This is a genomic window from Legionella sp. MW5194 (assembly GCF_016864235.1).
Lineage (GTDB): Bacteria > Pseudomonadota > Gammaproteobacteria > Legionellales > Legionellaceae > Legionella_C.
On the sequence record NZ_CP045732.1, the window covers coordinates 1,945,246 to 1,969,807 of the forward strand.

Consider the following 24,562-nt stretch of genomic DNA (forward strand, 5'->3'; position numbering starts at 1 on the left):
GCTTTTATCAGCCGCCTGTGTCTTAAACGGACATCGCCACTTCGCGCCTCTCTCGTTGGCTACCGAGTGGCACATCCATTACAACGTGGTTGTAGGCTCCATGTTGATTTCTTTTTCAGATTTACCCTCATTCTGCGATACCGTGGGGAATACCTGCTGATGTAGACTGAACCAGCGAAGGCCGAGGTATGTGCCCTTTGATTTTTCACAGAGCAACTCCACCTCAGGATAACCTTTCTCTTGCAGAGCTTCTATCGGCTCTTCAATATGCTGGATTGATTTATCCGTTACCTTCATTGTCAAGAAGGTGCTCACCGCGGTATTTTTAGGATTGGTGGGGCAAAAGAAATTACCGAGCGACGTTTCCATGAACACATAACCCCTGGCGGTTTTCAGTACCTGAGATAATCCGGGTAAATGCGATCCATGGCCAATGACCCCGTCGCAGTGATTGGCCAGTTGTTCGAGAAGAGCCTGCCAGTGCTGGCTTGGGTAGACATTCTGCTCAACACCGCCATGAATAAGGAGATAGAGCTTATCGAGATGATAATGCGTTTTAAAGGTATCCAACAATCCTGAAACGTCTTCAGGCCGCATCGCACGCCCGTCTTTCCACAAGGCATGATTATTATTCAGAATATCGGTTAATGCCATAAATCCAATGGTTAAACCATTTAATGTGGTTACCGCCACAGGTTCCGTTTGCAGGTTAATCCGGCTTCCTTCCCGAGCAGGAAATGACTTAAATTCCAGCTCATGGGTCCAGGCGCCAACAATTTTGGCGTCTGCCTTATCAATCACATGCCGGATGGCATAGAGGGTACGGTAAAGTGGAAAATTGACGCGGTCAAAATCATAAAGCGATTTTTCAATCGGTGTCATTTTTTCATAAGCAAGGGTGCTTGCATCAAGCGTATGGTTATTTGCCACATCATAAATGATTTCAATCGACGGATTTTCCTTTTTGATGTCGTCGATGAGGGCTTTTAAATAACTCTCTGGCAGGTACAAAGAGAATTTAAAGCCATTGACGAGAATATTGCGCAAACGGCCATAGCCTGTGTTGGTTTCATCGGAGGTGACCGGTGATTCAATGTTTAAAATCATCACCTTGGCCTTGCGAATGCGTTCTTTTAATCCCTCTCCCAACACTATCGATTTTCCATTTTTGGAAAACAGCACATCCCCTACCACCAGAATATCCTCCGCTGCATTCAGTGTCGGGACTGAATGTTCAATCTCGGCCGTCTTAAGGCCCACCACGTGATTACTGGTATTTTTTCCTAACAATGCCTGAGGATTTTGTCTGGAACTGGAGCCAGTCGTAACAAAACCTTTCAGGTAATCCCAGGTTTCAGACAACGTGTAAGGAGGCCACCACCAGCTTGTTCCCTGGTTCAGTCGACTGTCCTTGTTGGATGCTTTTTGTTCCATCCGTTTTTTTTGTATTTGACTGAGGTCACGCGAATAAGCCATCCATTTTTCTTTCATTTGTTAGCCCATGAGATTAATGTTTGCGCAATAATAACAAATTATTGTCATAATTGCTTGCTGTTTTTTAAATCCCACGCCCACTTTAAAAGTATTTTAATTGGCCTTAATGATCTCTTAATAAACAGTTATTACACTGGTGACCACATCCAATTTTGTGAGTTGTTGATGTCCGTTAGAGAACAAGATTTAAACGTCATGCTGTCAGCTGATGCAAAAGAAACCCGCATTTGTTCTGGCAATTTCTGTGTCCCCTCCGAGGTGGATCCCAGAACAATAAAACACCAGATACCCGGCATCGTGTCGACGTTCGTGGACAGAAGAGATACCAATACCAAAGAACCGTTAATGACAACCACACACTATTACGGCACGGTAGAGTCCGGCCATGAGGTCTCCATGAGCAAGTTGATTGGTAAATACATAACCAGGAATGCTGTCTGTACTTTCGCCAGTCCTGGACATGATTTCCCTGGCGAATTGACTTTATCTGCCCAATGGCATCATCGCGACAAGGAACACGGCACATCCGGTCGCGATGCCAGCGTGTTTGGCTCATTGGGTGTTTTTGCAGTAGGGGACAATCATCCCTCCATTGATTTCCCTCTGGTCAATGCCCTGTCTGTTTCTCCACTGTTTTTACAGGCCTATGGAGCGGCTATTGTCCCGGTTGAAGAGACATTCCGTTTACCCAAAAGTAAAGAAAAAAGCCTCACTACACTCCATGTCACCGAATACACCTGGAAGAACAATTCGAGGCAATACATTAACAATTATGTGTTGCAACAACATGGCGGCGGCGGGCTGTTTATTGAAACCCATCCCTTCCCCCACATCTTTACGCCCTTATCGCCTGAATGTGGTGGTGGCGTGATTCTCGGGCGCAAGGTGGAGGACCAGTATCGTTTTGTCGCTTTTCAAATCACCTATGGCTATAGTCTGGTGATTAAATCCAATGTCATTCATGGCGATTCCTTTTTTCATGGTCCTTATGCCATCGCCTTGTCTGAAACAGCGTTCGCCGATTCAGTCCTCATTAAATCGGGTAAACCCGGCGCAAGAAGCATACAGCCTGTTCGGCAGGTTTCTGCGACTGGCAATCGTTTTTCTTTCTTTGGGGACATAACGCTCAATCAACGCACGGCCGCTCTGCTGCTGAAAGAGAACTTAAAAAGTATTGCCCGCGCGACAGACAATGATCCCATTGAAAAACGTCGAGAAATGAAATCTTTTTTTAAGCAACTTCCGCAGACCATGCTTTCAGACCTTCGGCATCAATCTGACTTGACTCAACGCGCATACGATGAATGCTATGGTATTCTGCCTGTCCAGCCAGACATTGATCCCTTTTGACAGCGCATTTAACCAGGAAAGAAGGCCTCATTCGCCTTATTCTGGGGGGCTTTTTCCTTGTCCACTTTGGGCGCCCAAAAACCAAAGTGAGACAGGGCCGTTGTTTGCTGGCCATAGCTCATCCACTTTTCATCGTGCAGCTTTTTACGCTTCGCCAGATCATCCTTTGCCCCATTGACCCGTTTTGCTTCATCCTCATCCTCAGGCAAAATAACCGGAAGCCGACTGACCACCTGAAGGTAATGCCCGAGTGCTGCAGGCGCCTGTTGTTGTTTGACGTATTCATCTGCAATCTGCGGATACGCCCAGAAATCACGAAGACTAAAGCAAAGCTGCTCTTTATGGGCTGAAAGCAATTCAGTCACTTTTTCAAAATCGCCATGCCGTGCATAGGAAAGCATGCGTTCGGGCACAGGTAAATTTCGGCTCACTTTAATCAAATCCCGGGTATCAATTCTCACATCATCGATGACAGGCGGCAGATGAAGCTTCAGGGCACAGGCATTCACCGCTCGAATGTTAGCCGGGGAAAAATAAGTGTGCGTATAATTAACGAAATTCAATTCCACCGGTTTATCCGCATGGATGGCCCGGTATAATTCACGGGTGTAGTCCCCTGTGTCGTGCTTGATGACACTGCCGATTTTAAATTGCCAACGATCCGCCGCGTCTTTAAAAAAGAGAATGTTCTCATACCCCATGGCATCGAGAATAATGTTTGTGCGCTGATAAAAGTCACGGTAATGAGTTAAAAACTCGCTCATGGTATTTCCAAGCGACGAATCATGGTCGAGACGTTTTAAAATAGCGCCTATCCGTGGATCAAGGACGGCATAATCATCCACATTAAAATCCACTTCCGTTTTTCCAGAAAAAAGAGTGCTGTTCGCTTTCTCAAACAGGGCTTCATGCTGGTCGATGAGGTAAGGGTCCAATTCGGTGGGTTCAATTTTAAAATCAAATTTCACCGCCGCCTTAAAACAAGGTTCATAGGGAACCAGGGATAAAACCCGGCGTTGGGTTTCTTTTTCTGAAAGCCTGACATCCACCGTGACATGGTGCTCGCGAATGCAACGCGCCTGACCGTCCCTGTCAAAACAGTCATATAAAGCTGCATAGTTCTCTTGCAATTGCCGCAACTCGTCTGACTTGGGATTCTGCTTCATTAATTTGATCACCCAGGGCGATTCCCCAAAGCGATAAAGCACGTGTGTTCCCCCTTCCGCGATACGTGCCGCTGTGGTTAAATCTATCGCGCCCGAGGTGGTCTTTGGCATGGAATCAAGCGCATAGTGCCCTGTATCGTGCTCCGCTTTTAACTGCATCATGGTCTCCTCATTGGTGTATGAGTATTTTAATTTCAAAGAGAGAACTTACTGGCGAAAAGTCGGTCAATTTACGGACTATTTACACTAAAAAGGCGGGAACAAGGCTTTAAGCCATTCCAGGATACCGGCTTTACTATCCCTTGACTTTTACTCTGATATTGAAAATAATCGCACCCATTCCAGCCAGACTGACTGATTTTAGTCAAATAAGTGCTTTAAGTGCACGACATCAACGCTCACCGGTTGTTTAACCGACTCAATTCAGGAATTGTTATGCCAAATTTTAAATTTTTTACCAGGAAACCCCTTTCCTCTTTGGCTGAGGTGGCAAAAAAAGTAAGCAAAAAGGGGCTGTCTGAGGCGATAAAAAAATCCGAAGAGCTCACAGGAAAACCCTTAAATACGGCGTATTGGACTTTAAATTTCCTGCTGCCTGCCGGCATCAGCTTAACGCAGCAGATTACCAATACCATTTTAACGATTCAGGGTGAAGCAAAAATGACTGGCATTTCCGTGCAGGCGAATGTCCTCGCCAGTGCCACGTTTGCGCCACCCGGGGCATTAGGCGTGAACATCACCGTACCACAATTGTCAGTCCCTTTGAATTTCACCGGGAGCGTTGCTCAATTTTTAAATATTAATGAGCAGCAAATTGATAAAGCAAACCGTGACATGGTTTTTGTCCTGCTGGCCTTCAATGTCCTTCATTTGCTGAGAAAATACACGGCTCATTGGGCGAAAGAATACGATAAAAAGCGCGAGTACCCTAAACTTCATGCAGGATTGTATGCCGTGGAGGAATTACTTCGTGTGGTTGGCATTCCTCTGCTGATGTATGCCGGCATCGCTCACCTTATGTACAATAACACACCCGAATCAACCCTCTTTGCAGCGGAAGATTCTAAAGCGTTTAATGAACAAAAAACAGCAGAACCGCCTTTGGCTTTTAACTTTATCGGCCAGGGAGTCGGTATCACGGCAAACGCACTGGCGGCAGGCGGGGTTTCGGGTAATTTCAATGCCAGCCTGGTGCGTCAGGAGGACCGGATCGCCAATGATGCCACCATTTTAATGGCCTTTGCCTCAGTCATTCTCGGACTTTCCCTGCTGTTAAGGCTTACGCGATTCGGCCTTGATTATGGGCCATCGATGACTTGGCGAGACTGTGGTCCCTGCGCGGGCGGAAAAGAGGAAAACGAGACGGAACTTGCTCCCCCCAAGCCCTGAGAGAACCTTTGAACGATTTAAACGGTTGAGTCAGCCATGCCCAATCCAACGGACGACATTCGATTAATCTTAAACCTGGGTATACGCAGCGAGTTGGTACCTCAGGATTTGACGCACGATAAGTACCAGGCGTTGCATCGCCGCCTGGCAACGTTCAAACCCGACCTGATTAAGGCACACTGGCAATGTTTAGCCATTGCTGGCGACGAGCGGGCTTATGCGAACCTTGAACAAGTGGATCACCGTGGGGCCACCATGGGACATTATGCCGCCTTGTCGGAAAACATCCCTGCATTGACGCGTGTCAAGAAAAAGAGCCTGGCCCTTTTTTACAGAACGGATGCCGCTGGACGGAACATGGCCCATTACGCCGTCTTGTCGAGAAACCCTGACATCCTGCGCTGGCTTGACCAAAATAAACCCTTTAAACACAAAAAATTCTTATCGGCAAGAGACAGAGAGGGCTGGACAATCGCTCATTATGCCGCCTGGCTGGGTGATGTACGCCTGTTGGCCTGGATTATGGAGAACAAGCCTCAACTAGTGAAAGTCAAAGACAGGAAAGGCCTCACCCCGGCCCATTATGCAGCCGAATCGCAAGAGCCACAGGCCCTGCTTTGGTTTGCAGACAATGCGCCCCACGTGCTCAACACCCAACCCAGCATCGCGGCCAATGCCTTGTCCAGCGCCAATCAGCTTAATCTGGCCTTGTCTTTAAGCAATACCCCTCATCTGCTCGACTGCTTAAACCTCGATGAGGAGCGTTTCCAACGACTTATTTTTACGCTAGGGCGGGCACTCCAAACCAATTACCGCCTGACACGCCTTACGAATTACCCGAAATTAACACTGGAAGACAACGAGCAGGCACAATGGGTGATAACCCAACTTCTGGAAATACGCGGCCTGCTCGCCATGAATAAAACAATAGCCGCCGAATTGAACACGCTCTGTTATTGTTTAATCCTGCTACTCACCAGAGCGGATTATTTTCTGCCCCGGGAACTCTGGTACATGATTTTCTCCCTGGCCACGGGTACTGTTTCAATGCGCATACCCCAGAGCGACATTGATAAACAATTTAGTAAATTAATTACCTACGTGGCGCGTCAGAAACCGCAGGAAAAAAACGGAGCGCTACCTCACCCGTCACTCACTCAGCCCGAAGCGTCACGGTTCGGGTTTTTTAAAAACGCGCCAGTGAGGGCGCCAGCCGCGAGCCAACAACCGGAGCGCTTTAATTTCCCCGGTTAATGCTGAACAGCGGCAATACCCGATTATTTACATATTGACTAATTTTAATTCATATTTTATTGTGGCGCATCAATAACACCGAGAGCAACGCATGGCGTTTGAATATTTTGTCACCGAGAATGGCCGGTTAATTCGTCTGGACGTCAAAAAGCGGATGGTATCCGTGTTAACGTAGGACGCCAACTTGTTGCCGCTGTGGCAGCCGATTACCTGCACCGAAAACACAGGCAATGCTGTTTTAAGTGAAGCACGTTTAATGATTAACGATGCTGATTTTCCAGAGTTGCAGGATGTCTTTCTTGATACCCATTACAGGATTTATCATTTCACACTCAAAACGGATCCACATCGACTTTTTGCCGGTCGACCAGGTACGGGAAGCCATTGCCGGCTGCAATTTGCCTCAAGACTTTGATAATAGAGCCGAGCTCCTGACACTTCTTAAGGATACCAAAACCATCTGTCAGATGGCTTCTTATGTCAGTCAAAAGACATCGACCAAGACACTGAAAGGACAGGAAGTTGATTTTCGACAAATACCCCTTTTGCATCAAGTCCTCAAAACTGGAAAACTTGCCACAGAAAAGCATTATGCATTGCTTCAGCAAACCAAAATAAGAGAGGTATCGCAGCTCAAAGCCTTTGCTGAAGGTGAGATCAAACGACTAAATCATTGGTATGTCTGGAATGGCCGGGCCAAGGCTGAAGCCATTCGCAATGCCCTGGGCTCTCTCGATGAAACCGTTAAGGACAACGAAAAGGAAATGGCATTTTCGCCTGTCGTCCTCGCTCGTGAAAGCGGCCTGTTAAGCGCATTGAGCATCCATCGCCATGGCTTTTTCAATCACTCCGAAAAAGCGCAGTCGCATCAATCGCTGGCCAATCAGTGCCCAAACATTGATGTCAAGATTTAAATGCATGGCCCAACAATTATTTTTCCTCTAGAATACGCCCTCTCCGCTGGAGGGGGTATAAGCAAACGCATTTAATACTTCCTTAAGACTTTTAATTTACACTCTGCTTATTGATTATGCACAATGGTGATGTCGATGTTTATTGTATCCAACGATGAGTGGCGCGTTGCGGAATATTATTTAACCGGTAGACCCGATGGCATCATCCTGCCTTACTCGGCTTTGCGTTGCCCGGATACAGGCAAGGCTATCCCACGGCCCAGCCGACCGAAACTGTTTGATACTTATCAATCGGACGATAAAAAATCGGGCCCTGCCAATACGTTCCATTCTTTCATTAAAATTGATGGTGAAATTTTTGCCATCGCTCAGGGAAAAACACCCGATGCTATCCTGGGTGAAGGCAAGTATGGAAAAGTCAAGTTTATACAAAATAAAAAGGGCGAGCTCGCGGTTGTAAAAATAGAGACAACAAACAACGCGCAACAACAGCAAGAAACCCGAATTTTAACAGACCGCGCCTTACCCGACGGCTCACCCCTTTCCCGTGGGAAAGTAGAACGACTCGACAAAAGCAAATATTACACTCACTTGGCTTACCTTGGGGTTGCGCTTAGCAAAGTATTAATGAATTATCGATTGCAGGTAGCCCTTACAGAGCCCTCCTCATACACCATGCAACCCAATATGCTTTATGTGTATGTTAAGAATAAGCAACTGTATGGTAAATACCTGAACGAAGAGGGAGCAGTAAAGGAATGTCCCCTGCCCCGCACGGAAGGGTATGAAAAAGTTCAGAAAAAATTTGACCTGTTCATCAACGATTATGAGCAGTTCATAAAAAATGAAATCAGCTCAAATGTCACAGCCCCTGAACTCCGCTTCTGCAGCAAAATGCCATCAGATACTGACCTGGCAGATAACACCCTCCATTTATACCAGACTGACAAAGGCTTGAGTTATGTTTTTAAAACAAACGATGGCAAAATAACACGCGGGCATTCTGCCGGAAACTACTCTTCCCTCAGTCAGGCATTAAATAACACCCTGCTTGATGAATCTTCAATAAAATCCATCCATGCTTCCCTGGGATTTTATCCACGCGATGGCCAGCCGCCGATTGAGCTCGATGAGAACAGACGATTGCAGATGGCTATTGACATTGCGCTGCAGGTGGATGCCATGCACCGCGGCCTACCCTCCAGCTCGCGATCAGGCAAACCGGCTGCCCATCAGGACCTCAAAGTCGAAAACATTGTGATGGATGCCAAAGGTCAGTGCCACCTCATTGATTTTGGATTTTCAACCTCAACACCGAATCAACTCAAATACCAATCCACTGGCACCCCCATGTACCTGCCATCCGATGATGCGCTATCTTTTTTAACCCAGGCCGAGATTGATGTCGTCGCGCTGAAGCGAATTATGACAATGCCGGGTGATTTGAATTGTATTTTCGGAAAGTACACCATTCCTGAAGAAGAAAGAAAAAGACGAAGCGTTTTAACCGATGACATGATTGCCAGACTTCACTTGGCTAACTACCTTCAAACGTCATCATTTAAATCAAACGACATCACTGCCATGGCCCTTGCAGCCATTCTGATTGCCGCACAGCTGGATTTGGGCCTTGGTTATGACACACTGCAAAAAGACCCTGTTAAAGCCGCAATCATTGTGGCGTATTACAGGCACAGAAAAGAGAAGCAGGACATTCTCAAGGTACTGAAAGAGCCCGATCTGGCAACCCGAGTTCCTCTGGCAGAAGCCGGCGATTTTGAAACACTTGAACAGTTAACGCAAAGCAACCCCATCCACTATTTAAACACGTACCTAATACAAAACAAAATACCTGGTCAGGTAAACGACATTGAAAAATCCCGAGCGTTGATTGAAGCAATCAATAGCGGCTTTACTCCTAACGAAATAAAAGCCATGCTCAATAAGCAAACGCTTCAGATTAGAGGAATGACTCGTGCAAAAGCATTTGAATTAATCACAGAACATGCGGCCGTTCTTCAGGGGGAAAGGTCATCCCATGTCAGTGTCTTATTAACTTTTGCCCAAAGTAAAACCGAGGCCCAACACTATCTCGACTTGCACCACACTCTCACTCAATTGGAATTGCAACTACCAAAACTGGCCCCTGATTATCAAAAGGCAACACGCGATCTCGTTGACCTTATGAATAAAGCCATCCTGGACCTGGATACTCAGGAGTCTCCGGCCGTGCGATTTAAGCGCTTTAACAGCACCATTGAAACGGCCATCCAGGACAATCGCGCTGCCTTGGAAACGAATACCGGTCTTGTGAAATTTTTGGATGACTTGTGCACTGTGCTGGCGTCGCTTATCATTTTCTACCCCTTCGTCTACGCCTACCAGTACAAAAAAGAGGTTCACTATTCGTTTTTCAAGCCCGAAACGTCCGTTATGCTGGATAAAATACAACAAGCTCAAAGCACGCTGCTTGAACAATCGCCGATTAAAGACGAGATAAAGGCCCTAGACTCGGAGAATCCAGCCGATGACGGCGTTTTAGTCTACAGCTAAGATCATTTGCCTGCATGTATAATGAAGAGGCTATGCCTCTTCATTATTTTTTCGGCTGCAGGCATTTTTCCGTCTCCAGAATAACCTCGTTGGCTTGTTTTGCAATTTTGCTGTCAAAAAAACTGAGTTTATTTTTCTGGTAAAGGATTGAGTCGGTTTTTAAATCGGTAACGATTTTTTTAAGGTGATTTAGATCCAGCGGCTCTCTGCTGTTCAGAAGCGAGGCCAGTTGCGCCAGATCTTCGTGTTTTTTCAAAAAATAAGGGTTGGCGACTTTGGCAATTTTAGCTCCTTTAGCTTCTGACAAGATCCACGTCCCTTCTTTTTCGATGTAACCGCCAAGCTTGAGCAAGTCGTTTGATTTTTCTAATATGGAAAAATACGGCATCACACTTGCTTTAAAACCCTGAATATATTGTTTCGGATCCTGCACAATCTGCGCATAAATATCATAAGGGACACGCTGCTCCTCCTTGGCATCGCCCAGGCGCACATCGTTTAAACTGATCAACCCCCGGGTGTAGTGCAGCACAATGCCCCTGACCAGCCATTGCGTTACAGCCCCTGAGCCCCGGCTCAATGGGTATAATTTAGCCATGGTGTAGGTAAATTCAGCCAACGCCGTTAAAAATTCATCGTTATTTTTAAATTGGCGTTGCCGCACCTTGGTTAAAAAATGTTTATCCAGCGCACTTAAGGCTTCATCAAACGATGCGCGCTTGGTCTCATCAAAAATAACAACCACACTGCGCATCTCCTTGCACTGGGCATCGTTGTAATAAATGGCTACTGTTTCAGCAGGACAGTGGATGTTTTGTTCACCGACAACCAGCGTAGGTTTAAATTGAAATTTTCTAACGAACGGGGTTGTGTCGGCTTCATGGAGCAGTTTCAATGCCATGTCAGGTTTTTCATGAGCATCATAGGTTGTCTTTTGTTGCTGGATAGTCGCTATCAGCGTTGGGAATATTTGCTTGTTAGCCACGCTTTTTCCCTGGGAAGAATAAGAATCCATACTCTTATTATCCCTAAACTCCCCAAACCGCTGCTCTTCATCTCGTATCCGGGCAATTTTCTTCCGTGTTTTTGCGGCAAAATGAAACAGTTCCTTCAGTGGCTCACCTGAATCCAGTGGCTCACGTGAATCCAGTGGCTCACCTGAATCAATCATGGCAGCGAGTTTGCTTTCCACGCTTTGCGTATAGTAACTCCACATGATTTTGTTTTCATACTCATCCCGGCTCGCCAATCCAAAAAAATTATACGACTCGCTGGTAATGCGCGACTGGCATGATTTATCAATGAATTTCTGATTAATAAGCAAATCAGCACTGTAATCCGACAGCAACCCTGCTTGGTTTAAATCCAGGATGGAAGCACACAGCCGTTGCACCTGTTTGTCAAAATCAATGCTCGGCAATGCAGCCAACTTTAGGATAAATTGCTGTTTTAGGGCCGATTTTTCCAAAGCCGAAACCGCTTCCATGACGGCCATAAGCGTATTATGGCGAAGGAGTGCATCATCCTTTTCAAGCAGGGTTAGGCGCTTGAGCAACTTGTCAACCGACGCAAGTCCCTCTGTTTTACCGGAGAGCACTTGCATATAACGAATTATTGCTGCAGCAATGTAGGTTTTATCGACTATTTTCAGACACTCGCTTTCCATCACCTCAAGCGATTGATAAAGCCTTCGAGCAATGGGCTCATAGTCAGCCAGGTTATCGGCTTGATACTGTTTTAATCGCTTTCCCATTTCAAGCTTAAGTGTCTGCACAGCACCCAATAATTCCCGTGCCTCAACAGGCCATTGGTTTGATGAGTTTTTAATAAATTGAGTTGCCTGTTTCAGCACACTCTCCTGCTGCTGCTTAAGCCGCCCGATTTCTTTAATGGCTGGATTAAGTTCCGCCGCTCTTTTTTGATTATCCCGGTAAATGGCTTCAACCTCGGAATACAAGGCCTCACTTTGCTCGGGATGATCCTGGAATTGGATTGCTTTGAGAAATCGAAACACACTCTGCCCACTCAGAGCCTTGTCTGGGAAAATCGATTCAAACAAATCAGCCCCGATTTCTGAGTGACGAATTGTGATCGTAATACCCTCCTCATTTTCGCTTTGTGTCACCTGAAAATCAGAATACTCTGGGGCTGGCGGGATGAGCGTTCCCTTAGGAACTGTGAATTTTATTGCATCAATACCAACACCACTCAATTGAATCCCGGGATATCTATTGACAGTCATAGCGTTCCAAAGCAATTCACCTAACTTAATTATATAGTCACATCGATCTTATTTTTTTCTTTTTGACATTATATTGCACTATCACTGCAAACAGAACAAACCATGCAGGCCATATATAAAACCATATGTTCTATTATTAACCTATCGATGACAGGATAGGTTGAATGAAATGTCAAGCGATGATGACGTAATCAAATCGTTTGTTAAACAAGATGCCGCGGCACTCACCAAGGCCACCCAGGGCTCAAATACCATTGCACTGGAGTACGGGCCGTTAAACAAAAATGATGCAACTGTTCATCTCGAGCAATTGGTTAAAGCGTTTCTGGCCACACAAGCTACTCCTGACGCCCCTCCTGTAACCTTTAAAGTTGAAAATGATAAACTAATGGCTTCATTTCAAGGCCAGGAATACAACGTCAGTGACTTGATTAAGCAGGCGAACTTGAATCATGTGCAGTTTGATGAGCAGGATGCTGCCAATTACATGGTTCTTCTGCAATCACCTGAGGCCCATTACACGCCCTCATTAAAAAATTCTACCAATCCTATCCCGAGCATGGCGGATTATGAAACCCAGGAAAAACAAGGAAAACACCCGGATGCGTTGAAAGAATTAAATTGGGCGGAAAAATCAGCGATTAATATTTACAGTGGCGGGTTTTATGGGGTTTGCAACCAGGTTCTTCGCGGGGATGTATCGCGGATTGAAAACCAGGATTCCCAACAGATAGGCGAAATTTTAGCCACTGCGGCCATGGGCTGTGCGGGATTAAATAAAATATCGGAATCTTCCCCCCGCTTCACCTTTCGTGTTGAGGAAAATTTCAGCGAGGAATTCACCAAAAAACGAATCGAAGCGGTTGAACGCGGCGGCGATGTTACGGTGGAAATGGGATTTTTCAGCACCGCCTTCGCCCCATCGGATGACGAAATGTTTAATGCCATGAACACGGAACTGTTTAATGCAGGCGGCGGAACCGGCATTGTCCTGTCTGATTTGCGCGGTAAATACATTGCCGGCATTGCCGCCAAACCCGACGAGTTTGAATACTTGGTTCCCCCAACGCAAATGCAATGGGTTGGGCATTACCAAACGGAAAACGGCAGCCATTTCTTCCATGCCAGACCCGTACAAACCTTAACAGGGCTCACGGCAGAACAACAAAAGCGAACCGAACCGGCGAGCGAGCCAACCCCTCCCTTAAGCACGGACTTTAAAGCCAGGCTTAACGATGTGAAAAACGCGGACGGCGAGGAAATCAAACAGCCTTACAAGCCCTCCTGACAGGATCAACAGGCCGCTTCCAGTTATTTTTCACTTCGCGGGGCAATCAATTGCACTATAGTCACAGCGCCAGCTACCGCAGTCAACATCGGCATTAAAAGATCAAACCGGGCCTGGGTCAGTTCAAAGAGCAGAACAATGGCGGTGATCGGCATGTTCTGCCCCGCCGCCAGGAAAGCCGCCGCTCCGACAATGGCATAGGCATTGAGGCTGTTTTGAAGCCCCATGAAATTAAATACCCCCCCTAAGACCACGCCCAATAAAGCGCCATTGGCCAGGCAAGGCGTTAACAAACCGCCCTTTGCCCCTGCACGCAGGGAAGAGGCAACGATAATTACGCGCAAACCAAGCAACAGCAGGCTTAAACCCATGCCGATTTCATTGGTGAATTCAAGGCGTGCCGGGCTTTTGCCATTCCCCAGCAAAGCCGGAAAATAAATAGCCAATAAGCCAATCAGTAGAAAATTAATAAAACAGGTTAGCCATAGCGATCGGTCTTCAGGGGCTTGTTTCCTGGCTATTGCAGTCAGACGAATAAACCCATGAGCGGCTAAACCAAACAGGGGCCCGGTCAGCAGTGCCCAGAGAATAAGATGCGGGTGAAACACATAAGCCGCGATGTGGTACTGGGGTTCATTGCCAAGTCCTATCCAGGATACCGCGGTGGCAATGACCGAGGTTGTCAGCGCCGGCAATAAAACAGACCAGTTCCAGGTGCACAGCAAAACCTCAAGTGTAAACAAGGCGCCGCTTAAAGGCACATTGTACACCGCAGCAAAGCCAGCACCCGCACCGCAGGCCACCAGAATGCGTAACTCTTCAGCCTTTAATCCCGCCTTGACCGACACCTGCTCTGCAAACACCGCGCTTATCTCCCGCGGTGCCGTTTCACGACCCAGCGGTGAGCCCAAACCAATGGTGACCAGTTGCAACATGGCGTGAACAAGGGTTGAGAAAACCGGCATCGGTTTTTTACTTTTCAACGCCTCAGCGATACTGACCAGCCGCTGCCCATAAGCGGACAAAGCCCACCACCCGAAACCGGCGATTAATCCGCAAAGGCAAAGAATCATCACACGCCGCAGCGGCGAGGAGGCGCTGACCCCCTGCAGGAATGTTTCATTGCTCACCAGGTGCAGTGGGCTATAACCGTAAGCCAGGTGCTGCGCTGATTTGAGCAAAAGCGCAGAAAACAGGCCGGCGACGCCGGAAAGCACACCAACTCCCAAAACAAGTAACAGCCACTGGATTGATGGCTGAACGGTTTTTCCTGCAGCGATACGTCCCTTGGTCGTTGCCATAATAAAGCCAGATAAGAATGGAATCTTTATGTTACTTCATGTTGTCACCAACAAAAATAGCCGATTAAACAGCAGGTTTATCCATAAGCCTGAGGCTCAGGCCGGCTTGCTTCGTGATTTTCAATACCCTGCTTTCAATTTACAGGCCATCTGCTATGATGATTCCCCTGACTTGCTTGCCTGCATTCAAACAAGGCAGCAAAAGTCAGATGCACGCTTTTTGAAAACGACATGACAGGGATTAGTAGTCACCATGATTTCAGCACCCGCATCGCCAGACGCCCTTTTGCCTGCCCATCTCGAACGTCTGGAAGCCGAAAGCATTTACATCATTCGCGAAGCCATGGCGGAATCAGACAACCCGGTCATGCTTTATTCGATTGGCAAAGACAGCTCGGTCATGCTGCATCTCGCCCGCAAAGCCTTTTACCCCGGGCCTCTTCCTTTCCCTCTGCTGCACATTGATACGCGCTGGAAATTCAGCGCCATGTATGCTTTCCGTGACAGCGTGGCTCAGGATAATCAAATCGATTTACGGGTTTACACCAATCCTTTAGCCATTGCCAGAAACATTAATCCATTTGATCATGGCTCTGCCCTGCACACCCAAATCACTAAAACCGACGGACTTAAGCAGGCACTGGATCAGTATCAGTTTGATATGATTTTATGCGGCGCACGGCGTGATGAAGAAAAATCCCGGGCCAAGGAACGTGTTTTCTCTTTTCGCAGTAAAACCCATCACTGGGATCCGAAAAATCAGCGCCCGGAGCTCTGGAACCTGTACAATACCCGAAAAAACAAAGGGGAAACGATTCGTGTCTTTCTGTTGTCGAACTGGACTGAGCTGGATATCTGGCATTATATTCACCACGAGAACATTGCGGTTGTGCCCTTGTATTTCGCAAGTGAGCGGCCCGTGGTTCTGCGCGATGGCCAGCTTATTATGGTGGACGATGAACGCTTTCGCCTGCGCCCGGACGAAACCGTAATTATCAAAAAAATACGCTTTCGAACCCTGGGCTGTTATCCTTTAACCGGCGCCATTGAATCCGCTGCCGCGACCGTGCCGGAAATACTCGCCGAACTAGCCCAAAGCCGCTACTCCGAGCGTCAGAATCGCCTCATTGACAAGGATGGCCCGGGCAGCATGGAACTTAAAAAACAGGACGGTTACTTTTGATGGACTGCGAACTCACGGCCGCCATTGAGCATCCAGCGTCAGCAACAAGGGAACAACAGACCGACGGGCTGCTCCGCCTGATCACCTGCGGCAGTGTCGATGACGGCAAAAGCACCCTCATTGGCCGCCTGCTCTGGGAGTCGTCTCAACTGTCAGACGATCAGCGTCAGGCATTGGCCTTCGAATCAAAAAAGTACGGCACCCAGGGAGCAAACCTCGATTTTGCCCTGTTGGTGGACGGCTTGATGGCTGAACGCGAGCAAGGCATTACCATTGATGTCGCCTACCGTTATTTTTCCATAGGAAAACGCAAGGTTATCCTTGCTGACACGCCCGGGCATGAACAGTATACCCGCAACATGATCACCGGTGCTTCCACAGCCGATGCCGCCATTGTGCTGATTGATGCCTGCCAGGGTCTTCTCCCCCAGACACGCCGCCATGTGTATTTAGCCCATTTGCTGGGCATACAGCATCTCATTCTGGCGATTAATAAAATGGATTTGGTGGATTTCAGCGCCGACAGGTATCACCTGATTCAGCATGAATTTCGCCAGTTTGCCGCCGCTTTGCGTTTCAGTTCGGTGGCAACCATTCCGCTGTCGGCGTTGAAGGGAGACAACATAACCCAGGTATCGACGCGTACGCCCTGGTATAGCGGGCCGCCACTCATGACCTGCCTTGAACGTCTGCCGTTAAAGCCGGAGAATGATGCAGCCTTTGTTTTTCCGGTGCAGCTTGTTAATCATCCCCATGCTGGTTTCAGGGGATACAGCGGCACAATCAGCAGTGGTTCCCTGACGGCAGGAGATGAAATCCGGGTGACAAAATCCGGTCAACTGGCTCGCGTTGCGGACATCCTTCGCATGAATGCCAACCCGTGTCGCGCCAAAGCCGGCGAAGCCGTCACCTTAGTCCTTGATAAAGACCTGGATATTTCCCGCGGCGATGTGTTGACTTTAAGCCACGAACCGCTTGAGACCACCGAACAATTCGCTGCGACCCTGGTCTGGCTACACGAGGAGGAAGGCTTGATTGGCCGAAGCTATGACTTGAAACTCGCCACGCAATGGGCCGGGGCTTCGATAACCGCCATTCAACACGTCATTGACATCAACACCCTGACTCAGACACCGGGCAAATCACTTCAAATGAATGACATGGCTTTCTGCCATCTTGCTGTCAGCAAGCCACTGGTTTTTAACACCTATGATCAATGCAAAACCTTAGGCAGTTTTATTTTGGTCGATCGCTTTTCGCATGCCACGGTAGCCGCCGGCATGATAGCTTACAGCCTGTATCGCGATAAAACCATTCACCGGCAGGCATTGACCATCAGCAGGGCGCACAGGGAACGCCTGAATGGTCATAAGGCCAAAGTCATCTGGCTAACCGGGCTTTCCGGGGCGGGAAAATCCACCCTGGCCAATGCGTTGGAAATGGCGCTTCATGATCAGGGGAAACGCACGTACCTCCTTGATGGCGATAATGTGCGTCATGGGTTAAACAGGGATCTGGGATTTAGCAAAGCCTGCCGGGTAGAAAACATCCGACGTGTCGCGGAGGTTGCCCGCTTGATGATGGATGCCGGATTGATCGTCATTGCCGCCTTCGTCTCGCCTTTCCGGCATGAACGGCAAATGGTCCGCGATCTGATTGGCAAGACCCATTTTCTTGAAGTGTACGTCAATACGCCGCTTGCAGTTTGCGAACAGAGGGATCCCAAGGGTCTTTATCACCAGGCAAGGCAAGGGAGTTTACCCAACATGACAGGCATTCACAGCCCCTATGAACCGCCAATCGACCCGGATTATACTGCCGATTGCCATGGGAAAAGCACAACCGAACTGGTGGCCGAGTTAATGACGTTACTGGATGAGCATGACTGAAGCACCCCGTTACCGCCAATTGCTTCTTTCTTTAGAAATTGACGAGTACCTCATTCCCAAATCCCTCTCCGAGGAACAATGCCAGTTTTTGTACGGGATTCTTAAACAGTTCAGCCCGGGCTTTATTAAAAAAACCTGGCAGTTAGGGGCGCTCCTTTGGAATAAATTTTTTCATCCCCGATTCGATAGCCTTGATCAATTCGAGAATCACCTCGGGCATTATGCCGCCTTAGCCGGTAACAGGACAGCGCTTGAATCGATGAAAGCTGCCTATCCTGAAAAGCTTAAGCAAACCAACCACGCCGGTAACACCCTGGCGCACTACGCGGCCATGGCTGGTCGTCTTGAAGTGCTTGAATGGATAAAAAACCATTGCCCGGCACTGCTGACGCAAACCAGTCATGACGGCTTTACCCTGGCTCATTTTGCAGCCAAAGCCGGTCAAATCCCGGTGCTTAAATGGATTAAAGCCCATTATCCTCACGTGTTAACCCGTAAAAGCAAGACCGGCAGTACCTTCGCACATTGCGCCGCCCTGTCCGGGGATGTGCCTACCCTGGAATGGATTAAGCGCTATACGCCGCAGTTTCTAATAGTAAGGAACCATCAGGGCGATACACTGGCCCACTGGATCGCCGAGTCGGATAACCCAGCCGCCCTGGTGTGGATAAAGCAAAATTGCCCTGAATTAATCCATGCCTTGAATCACAAGGGCCAAAGCATTGTTCATTTTGCCTCCTTGTCCGGCAACACCAAACAACTCAATCTGGCTCTGACGCTCATGGATAACCCGACGCTGATTGATTTAACGACAAGCAGTGCAAAGCAACTGAAAAGGCACGGGTTTTATGCAATGATTGAGGCGGTGCTTCAAACCAACCATACCCTTATCGAACTTCGCCTTCCACCGGCGATAACGCTGACACAGGCTTTACAGGACCGTTTGGCGGAGAATAAAAAAATCAAGGACATTCTAATAACCTACACCTTCTTCTGCCATGCAAAAAATCATGCCATAAGCCGTTTACCCAAAGACATCCTTTTTCGTCTGTTCAGCGACGCCATCAGCGACGTGACTCAGCGCTTATCCCCTCGCCTGACAGCCGGCCTGTTTGATAAAATTTATAATGGCAGCAAACCCAACCGGCTCAAGGGCGCGATGATGATTGAAAAGCAACTCGTAACCTTAAGGAAGCAGTTGCAGCAGCCTTCCTGTCAAACCCGGGCTTTAGCCATCGCAGCGGAAATCGATGCCCTGGTTGCGCTTAAGCAACTGGTTCTGTGCTCTAATCACTTGACAGACGTTCGATTTAAAACCTGGTGCCAGGCTCATGCAGAAATCCTTCGTCGCCCACAGCAGGGTTTTTTCAGTTTTTTTGCCCCAAAGACACTCGTTCAATCCCTGTGTGCGCTGTTTGGCTTTAATGAATCCATGATCACTGCCTTGCGGGACAAGGAGAAAAAAGAGACAGTCCCTGAGTCAGAAGGAACTGTCACTTACCGGCTTTGATTCACTTATATCCGAAGCACGTCTTCCACGGTTTTATGGCAGCGCGCAATGGTTGCGTTCTTAATGGTTTCAAACCCCTTCCTGTCAAGCATGTCCTGCGTAAGAAGGTCGTCACAATACCGGAAGGCCGCCTCACTGGTGCAACGTGTATCCACGTTATCGCGCATCATGGCGGCAATCAGGTCTAACACCGCCTGTTCAATCAAGGTAGGCCTGACTTTATGGGTCTTAACACGCACGGTCAAAGCATCGACATGGACAGTAAACAACTCAGGGAATAGCTGCATGGCGACAAGACCCATCGCATACAGGTCCCTGCAATAGTGATCCCCCTTGAATCGCGGATCGGCATAAGCCGGGGTAAAGGCAAAGGGTTTTCTGGAAGCCTGGCGGTGCGAGCCTCCGAAATCAATCAATTTCATCGACAAGGCCTTAAAGTCAATGATCACATTCTGATCCTTGATGTCGCCATGCACCCGCACATGGGCATGCAGCGTATTGAGTTGCGACAAGCCGTCGCGAAGGCAGGCCAGGCGGCTTTTCATGGGCACTTTTTTAAGTTCATCAGCGCTGTAACACTGCAAGGCTTTCCCTTGTTGCCAATCAGCGACAATGAAGGTACTGCCGTGGCGTTTATAATAAAAAGCCTGCCTGCCCAGCAAGCGATGGTGCTTGACTTCGCGAACAGCCTCCTTTTGCGCACTCTGCTCGTCTTTTTCGTAGAGTTTTTTAATGCTGTAAACCGGTTCTGACGCATGCAGGGACGGATACCCTTTTTTGACTTTCCCAAACCCTCCGCTTTCACAGTGTTTATCGTGTCCTGTGAAAAACAAAGGGCCGTTATTCACATGGATTTGCGACCGGGCAGCACCCGAGGCTTTGCGGCTTTTTTTGTCAGCAACCGCTTCGTTAACAGGCGGTAATTTTTGACTTACCCGTTGCAGGGCTTCAGTGAAAGACTGCTCATTGAGCAATTTATAATCGACAAGACGAAGGACCTGATGGCGAATTCGCAGGGTATTTGCCGGGGACAGGGAAAAAAGAGTAGTCAGTTGCGAGGCGTTAATGCTAAAAGCCGCTTCATCCAATTGCCTGAATAAATCAAGCAACGCGCTTTTAGGACCCAGCGCCGGAGCTTTAGGCAGCAATTGCAGGCAAGACTCAAGCGATTGTTGCGTTAATAGTTCCGCCTTTTGCAGATAACCAAGGCTTCCAACCAGCTCATAGCAATCAATGGTTTTACTCACAATCCGGTCCAACAAAGCGCCATTGTCTTTCAACAGGGAGGCGGCAGCCAGAATATCAAGAGTTTGTTTCAACAAAAAAACGTCATTTTTCAACACGTAATGCCAGATCGCTGTGCTGAGTAAACCGTCTTCGCCAAGCCGTTTCAACACTGATTTTCTCACAAAAAAAATTTGAAATCCTTGCCTAGAAGGTGGATGAGCATGTCGTTCGTTAAATTCACCTTTGCTGGGTTAATCACCGCAAGAATCTCTACCAGGTATTTTAGCGACGCGCTTGAGGCGATGGCATCAAGTAATTTCGGAGTCATCGTCAGGTTGAAACGAGGCAACAAGTCAAGCAACTCATCCACCTGATACAGCGATTCACAGGCGGTTAACGACGCATAGGCCGCATCATTCACACCATCCATCCGGTCTAAGGCGTTTAATGTTCTGATAAGGCAATGCGCCTCATGCCCCTTGCTCTCGAGCAATAGCAGAGCTGCTGGCGTCAATCCATCCCTCTCCTTAAAAAACCTCAGGCATTGTCCCATTTTCTTGACAAACGGGGATTGCCGGGCGGCCATGGTCAGAATGATGGGCAAGGTGTCACTATCCGGTGAAATCTCGCACAGAAAATCCACCAGGTGCTGCCTGCCTGTAGGAGAAAGGTGATAAATCTCGTTAAAATGAGCGTCAGTCATCAGACCTGCGTCATGGAGTACGGTATAAATCCAAAACAGAAAATGATTATCGAGCCCAGCCTTGAGTTGCTCCATGGGTTGCAAATCGCGGTTGTCGCCGGTAAGCCTGGGGATGGCGTTTAACAAACCCAGAACATCCTTCGCCGTTAATTGGTATTCCTCGTCATAATCGGCGAATTGCGTCAGGAAGTTCCGCAACTGCTCCATACGGCGAGATCTGCGGAAATGAATTTTTTTATCGTAGTGACGGACTATCTGTCGAATCTCATAAAGCGTCATGGGGTATTCCTGTGTCAACCTGGAACTTACCTGCATTCCGATCGGTAATAACTTTGCCTTCAACCAGGTCGACACTTTAATAGAAAAAAATCAGCAACACAATTATTCGCGCAGAATGAGCCAACCAAAATCAAACCGATTAAAAAACCACTTATTCCTCAATCCCCATGGCGCGATCGGAGATGCTGTACCCCCCATCTATCGGTATGGCTGTGCCCGTTATAAAATCCGAACCGCTGGAAGATAAAAACACGGCCAGGGGCCCAATGTCAGGACTCTGTCCCCAACGCCCCAAAGGCGTGCGTTTCTTAATTTCTTCCCCGCGTTCAGATTGGGGTAAAGAGCCATTGATTGCTGTTTCAAACCAGCCAGGAAGAATGGCATTGACCTGGATGTTCCACGGTCCCAATTCTGCCGCCAAAGCCCTGGTTAAACCAAGGATGGCGGTTTTGGTGGTCGTGTACCCGATGGAATGAGGATGCCCAAACAGAGAGTACATAGAACCCAGATTAATGATTTTGCCTTGTTTTTTCATCTTCATTAAACGCGCAGCCTGTTGTGAACACAAAAACACCGAGGTTAAATTATTGCTCAGGAAACGGTCCCAGGCCTCACGCGACAACGTCGTGATCTGCTGATCTTCATAAATGCCTGCATTATTAATCAGAATATCGAGGCCTGAAAATTCATGGACCAGTTGTTTAAACCCTTCAGCAATGGCCTGCTGCGAATTCAGATCGACTTTGGCAGTCATGAACCCTTCCTCATCTGCCTTCTCAAGCTTGGCCTCATCCCTTCCCCAGATCATCACCTGGGCTCCCGCCTCTTTCAGCGCGCGCGCCATGCCCAATCCCAAACCGCCATTACCGCCCGTGATTAAGGCCCGTTTATGCTGTAACTGCTTTTCGTTGTTCATAATGATGGTGAACCTTCCTTAGAGCTGTGCAGAAATCGTCAATGTCTTTCTCATTTAAGGTCGGCGACAGGGCGATATCCAGGTAGGAACTGATGTGCTCAGCGCTGGCCGCATGCCGGCTTTTAATGGTTTCGCGACAGGAGGTGTCAAACAGATAAGCCCAATCCCAAAACCGCCTGACATTGACTTTTCTACAATCACCCAGGGCCTTGGTATCAATCCCTTCCGCACTAAGCGCCTCGGCAAACCAGCAGCAATCATCAAGTGTACCCTTCATTTTAAGCAGCAGATTATCACCAATGGGCATGACTGTCTCATCCCATCCGGCCCTCGGCTTAACGTAGGCCAAATCGTGAATGCGTTCAAGAACATGGCAATAATTTTTCGATAATCGGTCAAGCCGGGCAGTTAATTTTTTTAACTGGCTAAGCCCCAATACGCCGCGCAACTCATCAAGTCGAAAATTAAAGACGGGCAATCGGGTAAAATCAATGGCCGTCTCATGGGGACAGTGTTTTTCATACAGGCATTCGTAAGCCCCTGACATGATCACACAGTTTAAATAAAGGGCTTTATCATTGGTTAATATAAACCCGCCTTCCCCGGTGTTGAGTGATTTGTCCGATTGCGTACTGAACGCGCCGGCCAAACCGTAAGTTCCCAAAAATTTATCTCCTAATTTACATCCCAGACTGGGCACCGCGTCTTCAATGATCGGTACCCCGTAACGCTCGGCTAAGGCCTTAATGGCAGGTAAAGGGGCTGGAAATCCCCGCATGTGCACAACAATCAAGGCTTTTAATTGCGGCAGTTTTTTCTCAAGATCCGTCAAATCCATCTGCAGATTGGCATCGACTTCGATTAACAGGGGTTTTAATTTGGCCTGAATGATGGCGCTGGGCGTTGCGGTAAAGGAATACGCCGGGCAGCCCACAAGGGCATTGTCAGGCAACTGAAGTGCCATCAACGGCAGCGACAAGGCGGCTGTTCCGGAACTCACGGCCAGGGCATAGTCCGTATTGAAATACTGCTTCAACTCGTTTTCAAACTGCCCGACTTTCGTGTCATTGAGGCCGCGATTGTCATATCGGAACAGGCGTTTGCTCTGCATCACGTCAATTAAGGATTGGGCATCCTCCTCATCAAGGACAACGTGACCCTTATCATAGGTAGGCCACGGTTTTCTGCGGACAGGTTCACCGCCATCGATGGCTAATTGATCCATCTCAATCGCATTGCTTTGCATAAAAAACTCCTGAGTACTAGGAATTTGGTTTGTCTTTCTCTTGCCGTAACCGAAATTTGGCCAATCCCCGGTAGCCACCCAGCAAGCGGACGGCGACTAACACAACAAACCCTTTGAGGATCTGCATTCTGGAGCCTTTGCGAATCCAGAAATCGCACACTTCCCCTTTAGTCGCCACAAACAACTGGTCATAAAAAATGACATCGGGAAGCGGGTAGGCAAAGTAATTGTTAATGTTTTTCCCATGGGTACCGAAAATCAGCGGTGCTGATCGAAGCATGAGCATGTCAATCATCATTCTTAAAAAGAAATAGATAACCCAACTGGCATGGCGTGAGGCCGGTTCTATCCACAGGCAACTGATTTCATGGGAGGCGTTTTGTCGAAATGATGGGTTTGACAGAGCGATTGCAACTGCTCAGCACTTAAAGGGAGAAAGGTTCGGTAAACAGCCTGAGAGTTAATGCAAAAACCAGCCAGCATTTTTTCTTCCGATTCTCGGTAAAAAATACGGACTTGAGCCTGTTTAAAATAGTCCAGACCAACCTGATTTTTTGCCAGTTCCACATAATTTTTTTGAAATATTTCAAGCAAATTATCTGTGGTGATAATTTTGGTCTTTATCATACTGAAATAAACTTAGCCAAATCGCAATACT

The 24,562-nt window shown here is 47.9% G+C and carries 20 protein-coding genes; 10 read left to right on the forward strand and 10 right to left on the reverse strand.

Features of this window, described 5'->3' with window-relative positions; all coding sequences use genetic code 11:
- Positions 1 to 78 precede the first annotated feature (78 nt).
- Complete coding sequence (locus GH742_RS09125) at positions 79 to 1,491, reverse strand: hypothetical protein (protein ID WP_203454631.1); 1,413 nt, start codon at positions 1,489 to 1,491, stop codon at positions 79 to 81.
- Positions 1,492 to 1,659: 168 nt separating this feature from the next.
- On the opposite strand from GH742_RS09125, the gene GH742_RS09130 reads away from it, so the two are divergent.
- Positions 1,660 to 2,844 (forward strand): hypothetical protein, encoded by a 1,185-nt coding sequence (locus GH742_RS09130; protein ID WP_203454632.1) that lies wholly within the window; start codon positions 1,660 to 1,662, stop codon positions 2,842 to 2,844.
- 8 nt (positions 2,845 to 2,852) lie between these two features.
- Here GH742_RS09130 and GH742_RS09135 read toward each other — a convergent pair whose 3' ends face one another.
- Positions 2,853 to 4,172, reverse strand: coding sequence for a hypothetical protein (locus GH742_RS09135; protein WP_203454633.1), 1,320 nt, complete (start codon positions 4,170 to 4,172; stop codon positions 2,853 to 2,855).
- A gap of 273 nt (positions 4,173 to 4,445) precedes the next feature.
- On the opposite strand from GH742_RS09135, the gene GH742_RS09140 reads away from it, so the two are divergent.
- The 4 genes from GH742_RS09140 (at position 4,446) to GH742_RS09155 (ending at position 10,120) form a co-directional block, all read left to right on the forward strand.
- Positions 4,446 to 5,399: a hypothetical protein gene (locus GH742_RS09140; RefSeq protein WP_203454634.1), complete on the forward strand. Its 954-nt coding sequence runs from the start codon at positions 4,446 to 4,448 to the stop codon at positions 5,397 to 5,399.
- A gap of 36 nt (positions 5,400 to 5,435) precedes the next feature.
- The gene (locus GH742_RS09145; protein WP_203454635.1) at positions 5,436 to 6,653 is read left to right on the forward strand and encodes an ankyrin repeat domain-containing protein; all 1,218 of its coding nucleotides are present in this window, start codon (positions 5,436 to 5,438) and stop codon (positions 6,651 to 6,653) included.
- A gap of 356 nt (positions 6,654 to 7,009) precedes the next feature.
- Positions 7,010 to 7,567, forward strand: a complete 558-nt coding sequence (locus GH742_RS09150) for a hypothetical protein (protein ID WP_203454636.1) — start codon at positions 7,010 to 7,012, stop codon at positions 7,565 to 7,567.
- 135 nt (positions 7,568 to 7,702) lie between these two features.
- The gene (locus GH742_RS09155) at positions 7,703 to 10,120 is read left to right on the forward strand and encodes a hypothetical protein (protein ID WP_203454637.1); all 2,418 of its coding nucleotides are present in this window, start codon (positions 7,703 to 7,705) and stop codon (positions 10,118 to 10,120) included.
- 43 nt (positions 10,121 to 10,163) lie between these two features.
- Here GH742_RS09155 and GH742_RS09160 read toward each other — a convergent pair whose 3' ends face one another.
- Positions 10,164 to 12,362, reverse strand: a complete 2,199-nt coding sequence (locus GH742_RS09160) for a hypothetical protein (protein WP_203454639.1) — start codon at positions 12,360 to 12,362, stop codon at positions 10,164 to 10,166.
- A 169-nt stretch (positions 12,363 to 12,531) separates the two neighbouring features.
- Here GH742_RS09160 and GH742_RS09165 point away from each other — a divergent pair, with 169 nt between their 5' ends.
- On the forward strand, positions 12,532 to 13,650 hold the full coding sequence (locus GH742_RS09165; RefSeq protein ID WP_203454640.1) for a hypothetical protein: 1,119 nt from the start codon (positions 12,532 to 12,534) through the stop codon (positions 13,648 to 13,650).
- A gap of 23 nt (positions 13,651 to 13,673) precedes the next feature.
- Here the strand turns inward: GH742_RS09165 and GH742_RS09170 are convergent, their stop codons facing one another.
- A complete protein-coding gene (locus tag GH742_RS09170; RefSeq protein ID WP_203454641.1) occupies positions 13,674 to 14,951 on the reverse strand; it encodes a chloride channel protein in 1,278 nt (425 codons plus the stop codon).
- Between the two features lie 28 nt (positions 14,952 to 14,979).
- Between GH742_RS09170 and GH742_RS09175 the strand changes: the two genes are divergently transcribed.
- Genes GH742_RS09175 through GH742_RS09190 form a run of 4 tightly spaced genes read left to right on the forward strand, consistent with a single transcriptional unit; the run spans position 14,980 to position 19,533 of the window.
- Positions 14,980 to 15,186, forward strand: a complete 207-nt coding sequence (locus tag GH742_RS09175; protein WP_203454642.1) for a hypothetical protein — start codon at positions 14,980 to 14,982, stop codon at positions 15,184 to 15,186.
- Positions 15,187 to 15,204: 18 nt separating this feature from the next.
- Entirely contained in the window at positions 15,205 to 16,134 is a 930-nt protein-coding gene (cysD, locus tag GH742_RS09180; protein WP_203454643.1) for a sulfate adenylyltransferase subunit CysD, read from the forward strand.
- Positions 16,134 to 18,023, forward strand: a complete 1,890-nt coding sequence (cysC, locus tag GH742_RS09185) for an adenylyl-sulfate kinase (RefSeq protein WP_203454644.1) — start codon at positions 16,134 to 16,136, stop codon at positions 18,021 to 18,023. Before cysD ends, cysC begins: the two co-directional genes overlap by 1 nt.
- The gene (locus GH742_RS09190; RefSeq protein ID WP_203454646.1) at positions 18,016 to 19,533 is read left to right on the forward strand and encodes an ankyrin repeat domain-containing protein; all 1,518 of its coding nucleotides are present in this window, start codon (positions 18,016 to 18,018) and stop codon (positions 19,531 to 19,533) included. The genes cysC and GH742_RS09190 overlap by 8 nt, the downstream gene beginning before the upstream one ends.
- A gap of 5 nt (positions 19,534 to 19,538) precedes the next feature.
- Here the strand turns inward: GH742_RS09190 and GH742_RS09195 are convergent, their stop codons facing one another.
- The 6 genes from GH742_RS09195 to GH742_RS09220 form a co-directional block, all read right to left on the reverse strand.
- Complete coding sequence (locus tag GH742_RS09195; protein ID WP_203454647.1) at positions 19,539 to 20,942, reverse strand: protein kinase; 1,404 nt, start codon at positions 20,940 to 20,942, stop codon at positions 19,539 to 19,541.
- Complete coding sequence (locus tag GH742_RS09200; RefSeq protein WP_203454648.1) at positions 20,939 to 21,742, reverse strand: hypothetical protein; 804 nt, start codon at positions 21,740 to 21,742, stop codon at positions 20,939 to 20,941. The genes GH742_RS09195 and GH742_RS09200 overlap by 4 nt, the downstream gene beginning before the upstream one ends.
- 151 nt (positions 21,743 to 21,893) lie before the next feature.
- Positions 21,894 to 22,658, reverse strand: coding sequence for an SDR family NAD(P)-dependent oxidoreductase (locus GH742_RS09205; protein ID WP_203454649.1), 765 nt, complete (start codon positions 22,656 to 22,658; stop codon positions 21,894 to 21,896).
- Positions 22,630 to 23,904, reverse strand: a complete 1,275-nt coding sequence (locus GH742_RS09210) for a DegT/DnrJ/EryC1/StrS aminotransferase family protein (protein WP_203454651.1) — start codon at positions 23,902 to 23,904, stop codon at positions 22,630 to 22,632. Before GH742_RS09210 ends, GH742_RS09205 begins: the two co-directional genes overlap by 29 nt.
- 16 nt (positions 23,905 to 23,920) lie before the next feature.
- Complete coding sequence (locus tag GH742_RS09215) at positions 23,921 to 24,190, reverse strand: hypothetical protein (RefSeq protein ID WP_203454652.1); 270 nt, start codon at positions 24,188 to 24,190, stop codon at positions 23,921 to 23,923.
- A gap of 59 nt (positions 24,191 to 24,249) precedes the next feature.
- The gene (locus GH742_RS09220) at positions 24,250 to 24,531 is read right to left on the reverse strand and encodes a hypothetical protein (RefSeq protein ID WP_203454654.1); all 282 of its coding nucleotides are present in this window, start codon (positions 24,529 to 24,531) and stop codon (positions 24,250 to 24,252) included.
- Positions 24,532 to 24,562 lie beyond the last annotated feature (31 nt).

Excerpts from the sequence above, each read along its gene's own strand:
- GH742_RS09125 (WP_203454631.1), bottom strand. The coding sequence starts at position 1,491 with ATGAAAGAAAAATGGATGGCTTATTCGCGTGACCTCAGTCAAATACAA.
- GH742_RS09130 (WP_203454632.1), top strand. The coding sequence starts at position 1,660 with ATGTCCGTTAGAGAACAAGATTTAAACGTCATGCTGTCAGCTGATGCA.
- GH742_RS09135 (WP_203454633.1), bottom strand. The coding sequence starts at position 4,172 with ATGATGCAGTTAAAAGCGGAGCACGATACAGGGCACTATGCGCTTGAT.
- GH742_RS09140 (WP_203454634.1), top strand. The coding sequence starts at position 4,446 with ATGCCAAATTTTAAATTTTTTACCAGGAAACCCCTTTCCTCTTTGGCT.
- GH742_RS09145 (WP_203454635.1), top strand. The coding sequence starts at position 5,436 with ATGCCCAATCCAACGGACGACATTCGATTAATCTTAAACCTGGGTATA.
- GH742_RS09155 (WP_203454637.1), top strand. The coding sequence starts at position 7,703 with ATGTTTATTGTATCCAACGATGAGTGGCGCGTTGCGGAATATTATTTA.
- GH742_RS09160 (WP_203454639.1), bottom strand. The coding sequence starts at position 12,362 with ATGACTGTCAATAGATATCCCGGGATTCAATTGAGTGGTGTTGGTATT.
- GH742_RS09165 (WP_203454640.1), top strand. The coding sequence starts at position 12,532 with ATGTCAAGCGATGATGACGTAATCAAATCGTTTGTTAAACAAGATGCC.
- GH742_RS09170 (WP_203454641.1), bottom strand. The coding sequence starts at position 14,951 with ATGGCAACGACCAAGGGACGTATCGCTGCAGGAAAAACCGTTCAGCCA.
- GH742_RS09175 (WP_203454642.1), top strand. The coding sequence starts at position 14,980 with ATGTTACTTCATGTTGTCACCAACAAAAATAGCCGATTAAACAGCAGG.
- cysD (WP_203454643.1), top strand. The coding sequence starts at position 15,205 with ATGATTTCAGCACCCGCATCGCCAGACGCCCTTTTGCCTGCCCATCTC.
- cysC (WP_203454644.1), top strand. The coding sequence starts at position 16,134 with ATGGACTGCGAACTCACGGCCGCCATTGAGCATCCAGCGTCAGCAACA.
- GH742_RS09190 (WP_203454646.1), top strand. The coding sequence starts at position 18,016 with ATGACTGAAGCACCCCGTTACCGCCAATTGCTTCTTTCTTTAGAAATT.
- GH742_RS09200 (WP_203454648.1), bottom strand. The coding sequence starts at position 21,742 with ATGACGCTTTATGAGATTCGACAGATAGTCCGTCACTACGATAAAAAA.
- GH742_RS09205 (WP_203454649.1), bottom strand. The coding sequence starts at position 22,658 with ATGAACAACGAAAAGCAGTTACAGCATAAACGGGCCTTAATCACGGGC.
- GH742_RS09210 (WP_203454651.1), bottom strand. The coding sequence starts at position 23,904 with ATGCAAAGCAATGCGATTGAGATGGATCAATTAGCCATCGATGGCGGT.
- GH742_RS09215 (WP_203454652.1), bottom strand. The coding sequence starts at position 24,190 with ATGCTCATGCTTCGATCAGCACCGCTGATTTTCGGTACCCATGGGAAA.
- GH742_RS09220 (WP_203454654.1), bottom strand. The coding sequence starts at position 24,531 with ATGATAAAGACCAAAATTATCACCACAGATAATTTGCTTGAAATATTT.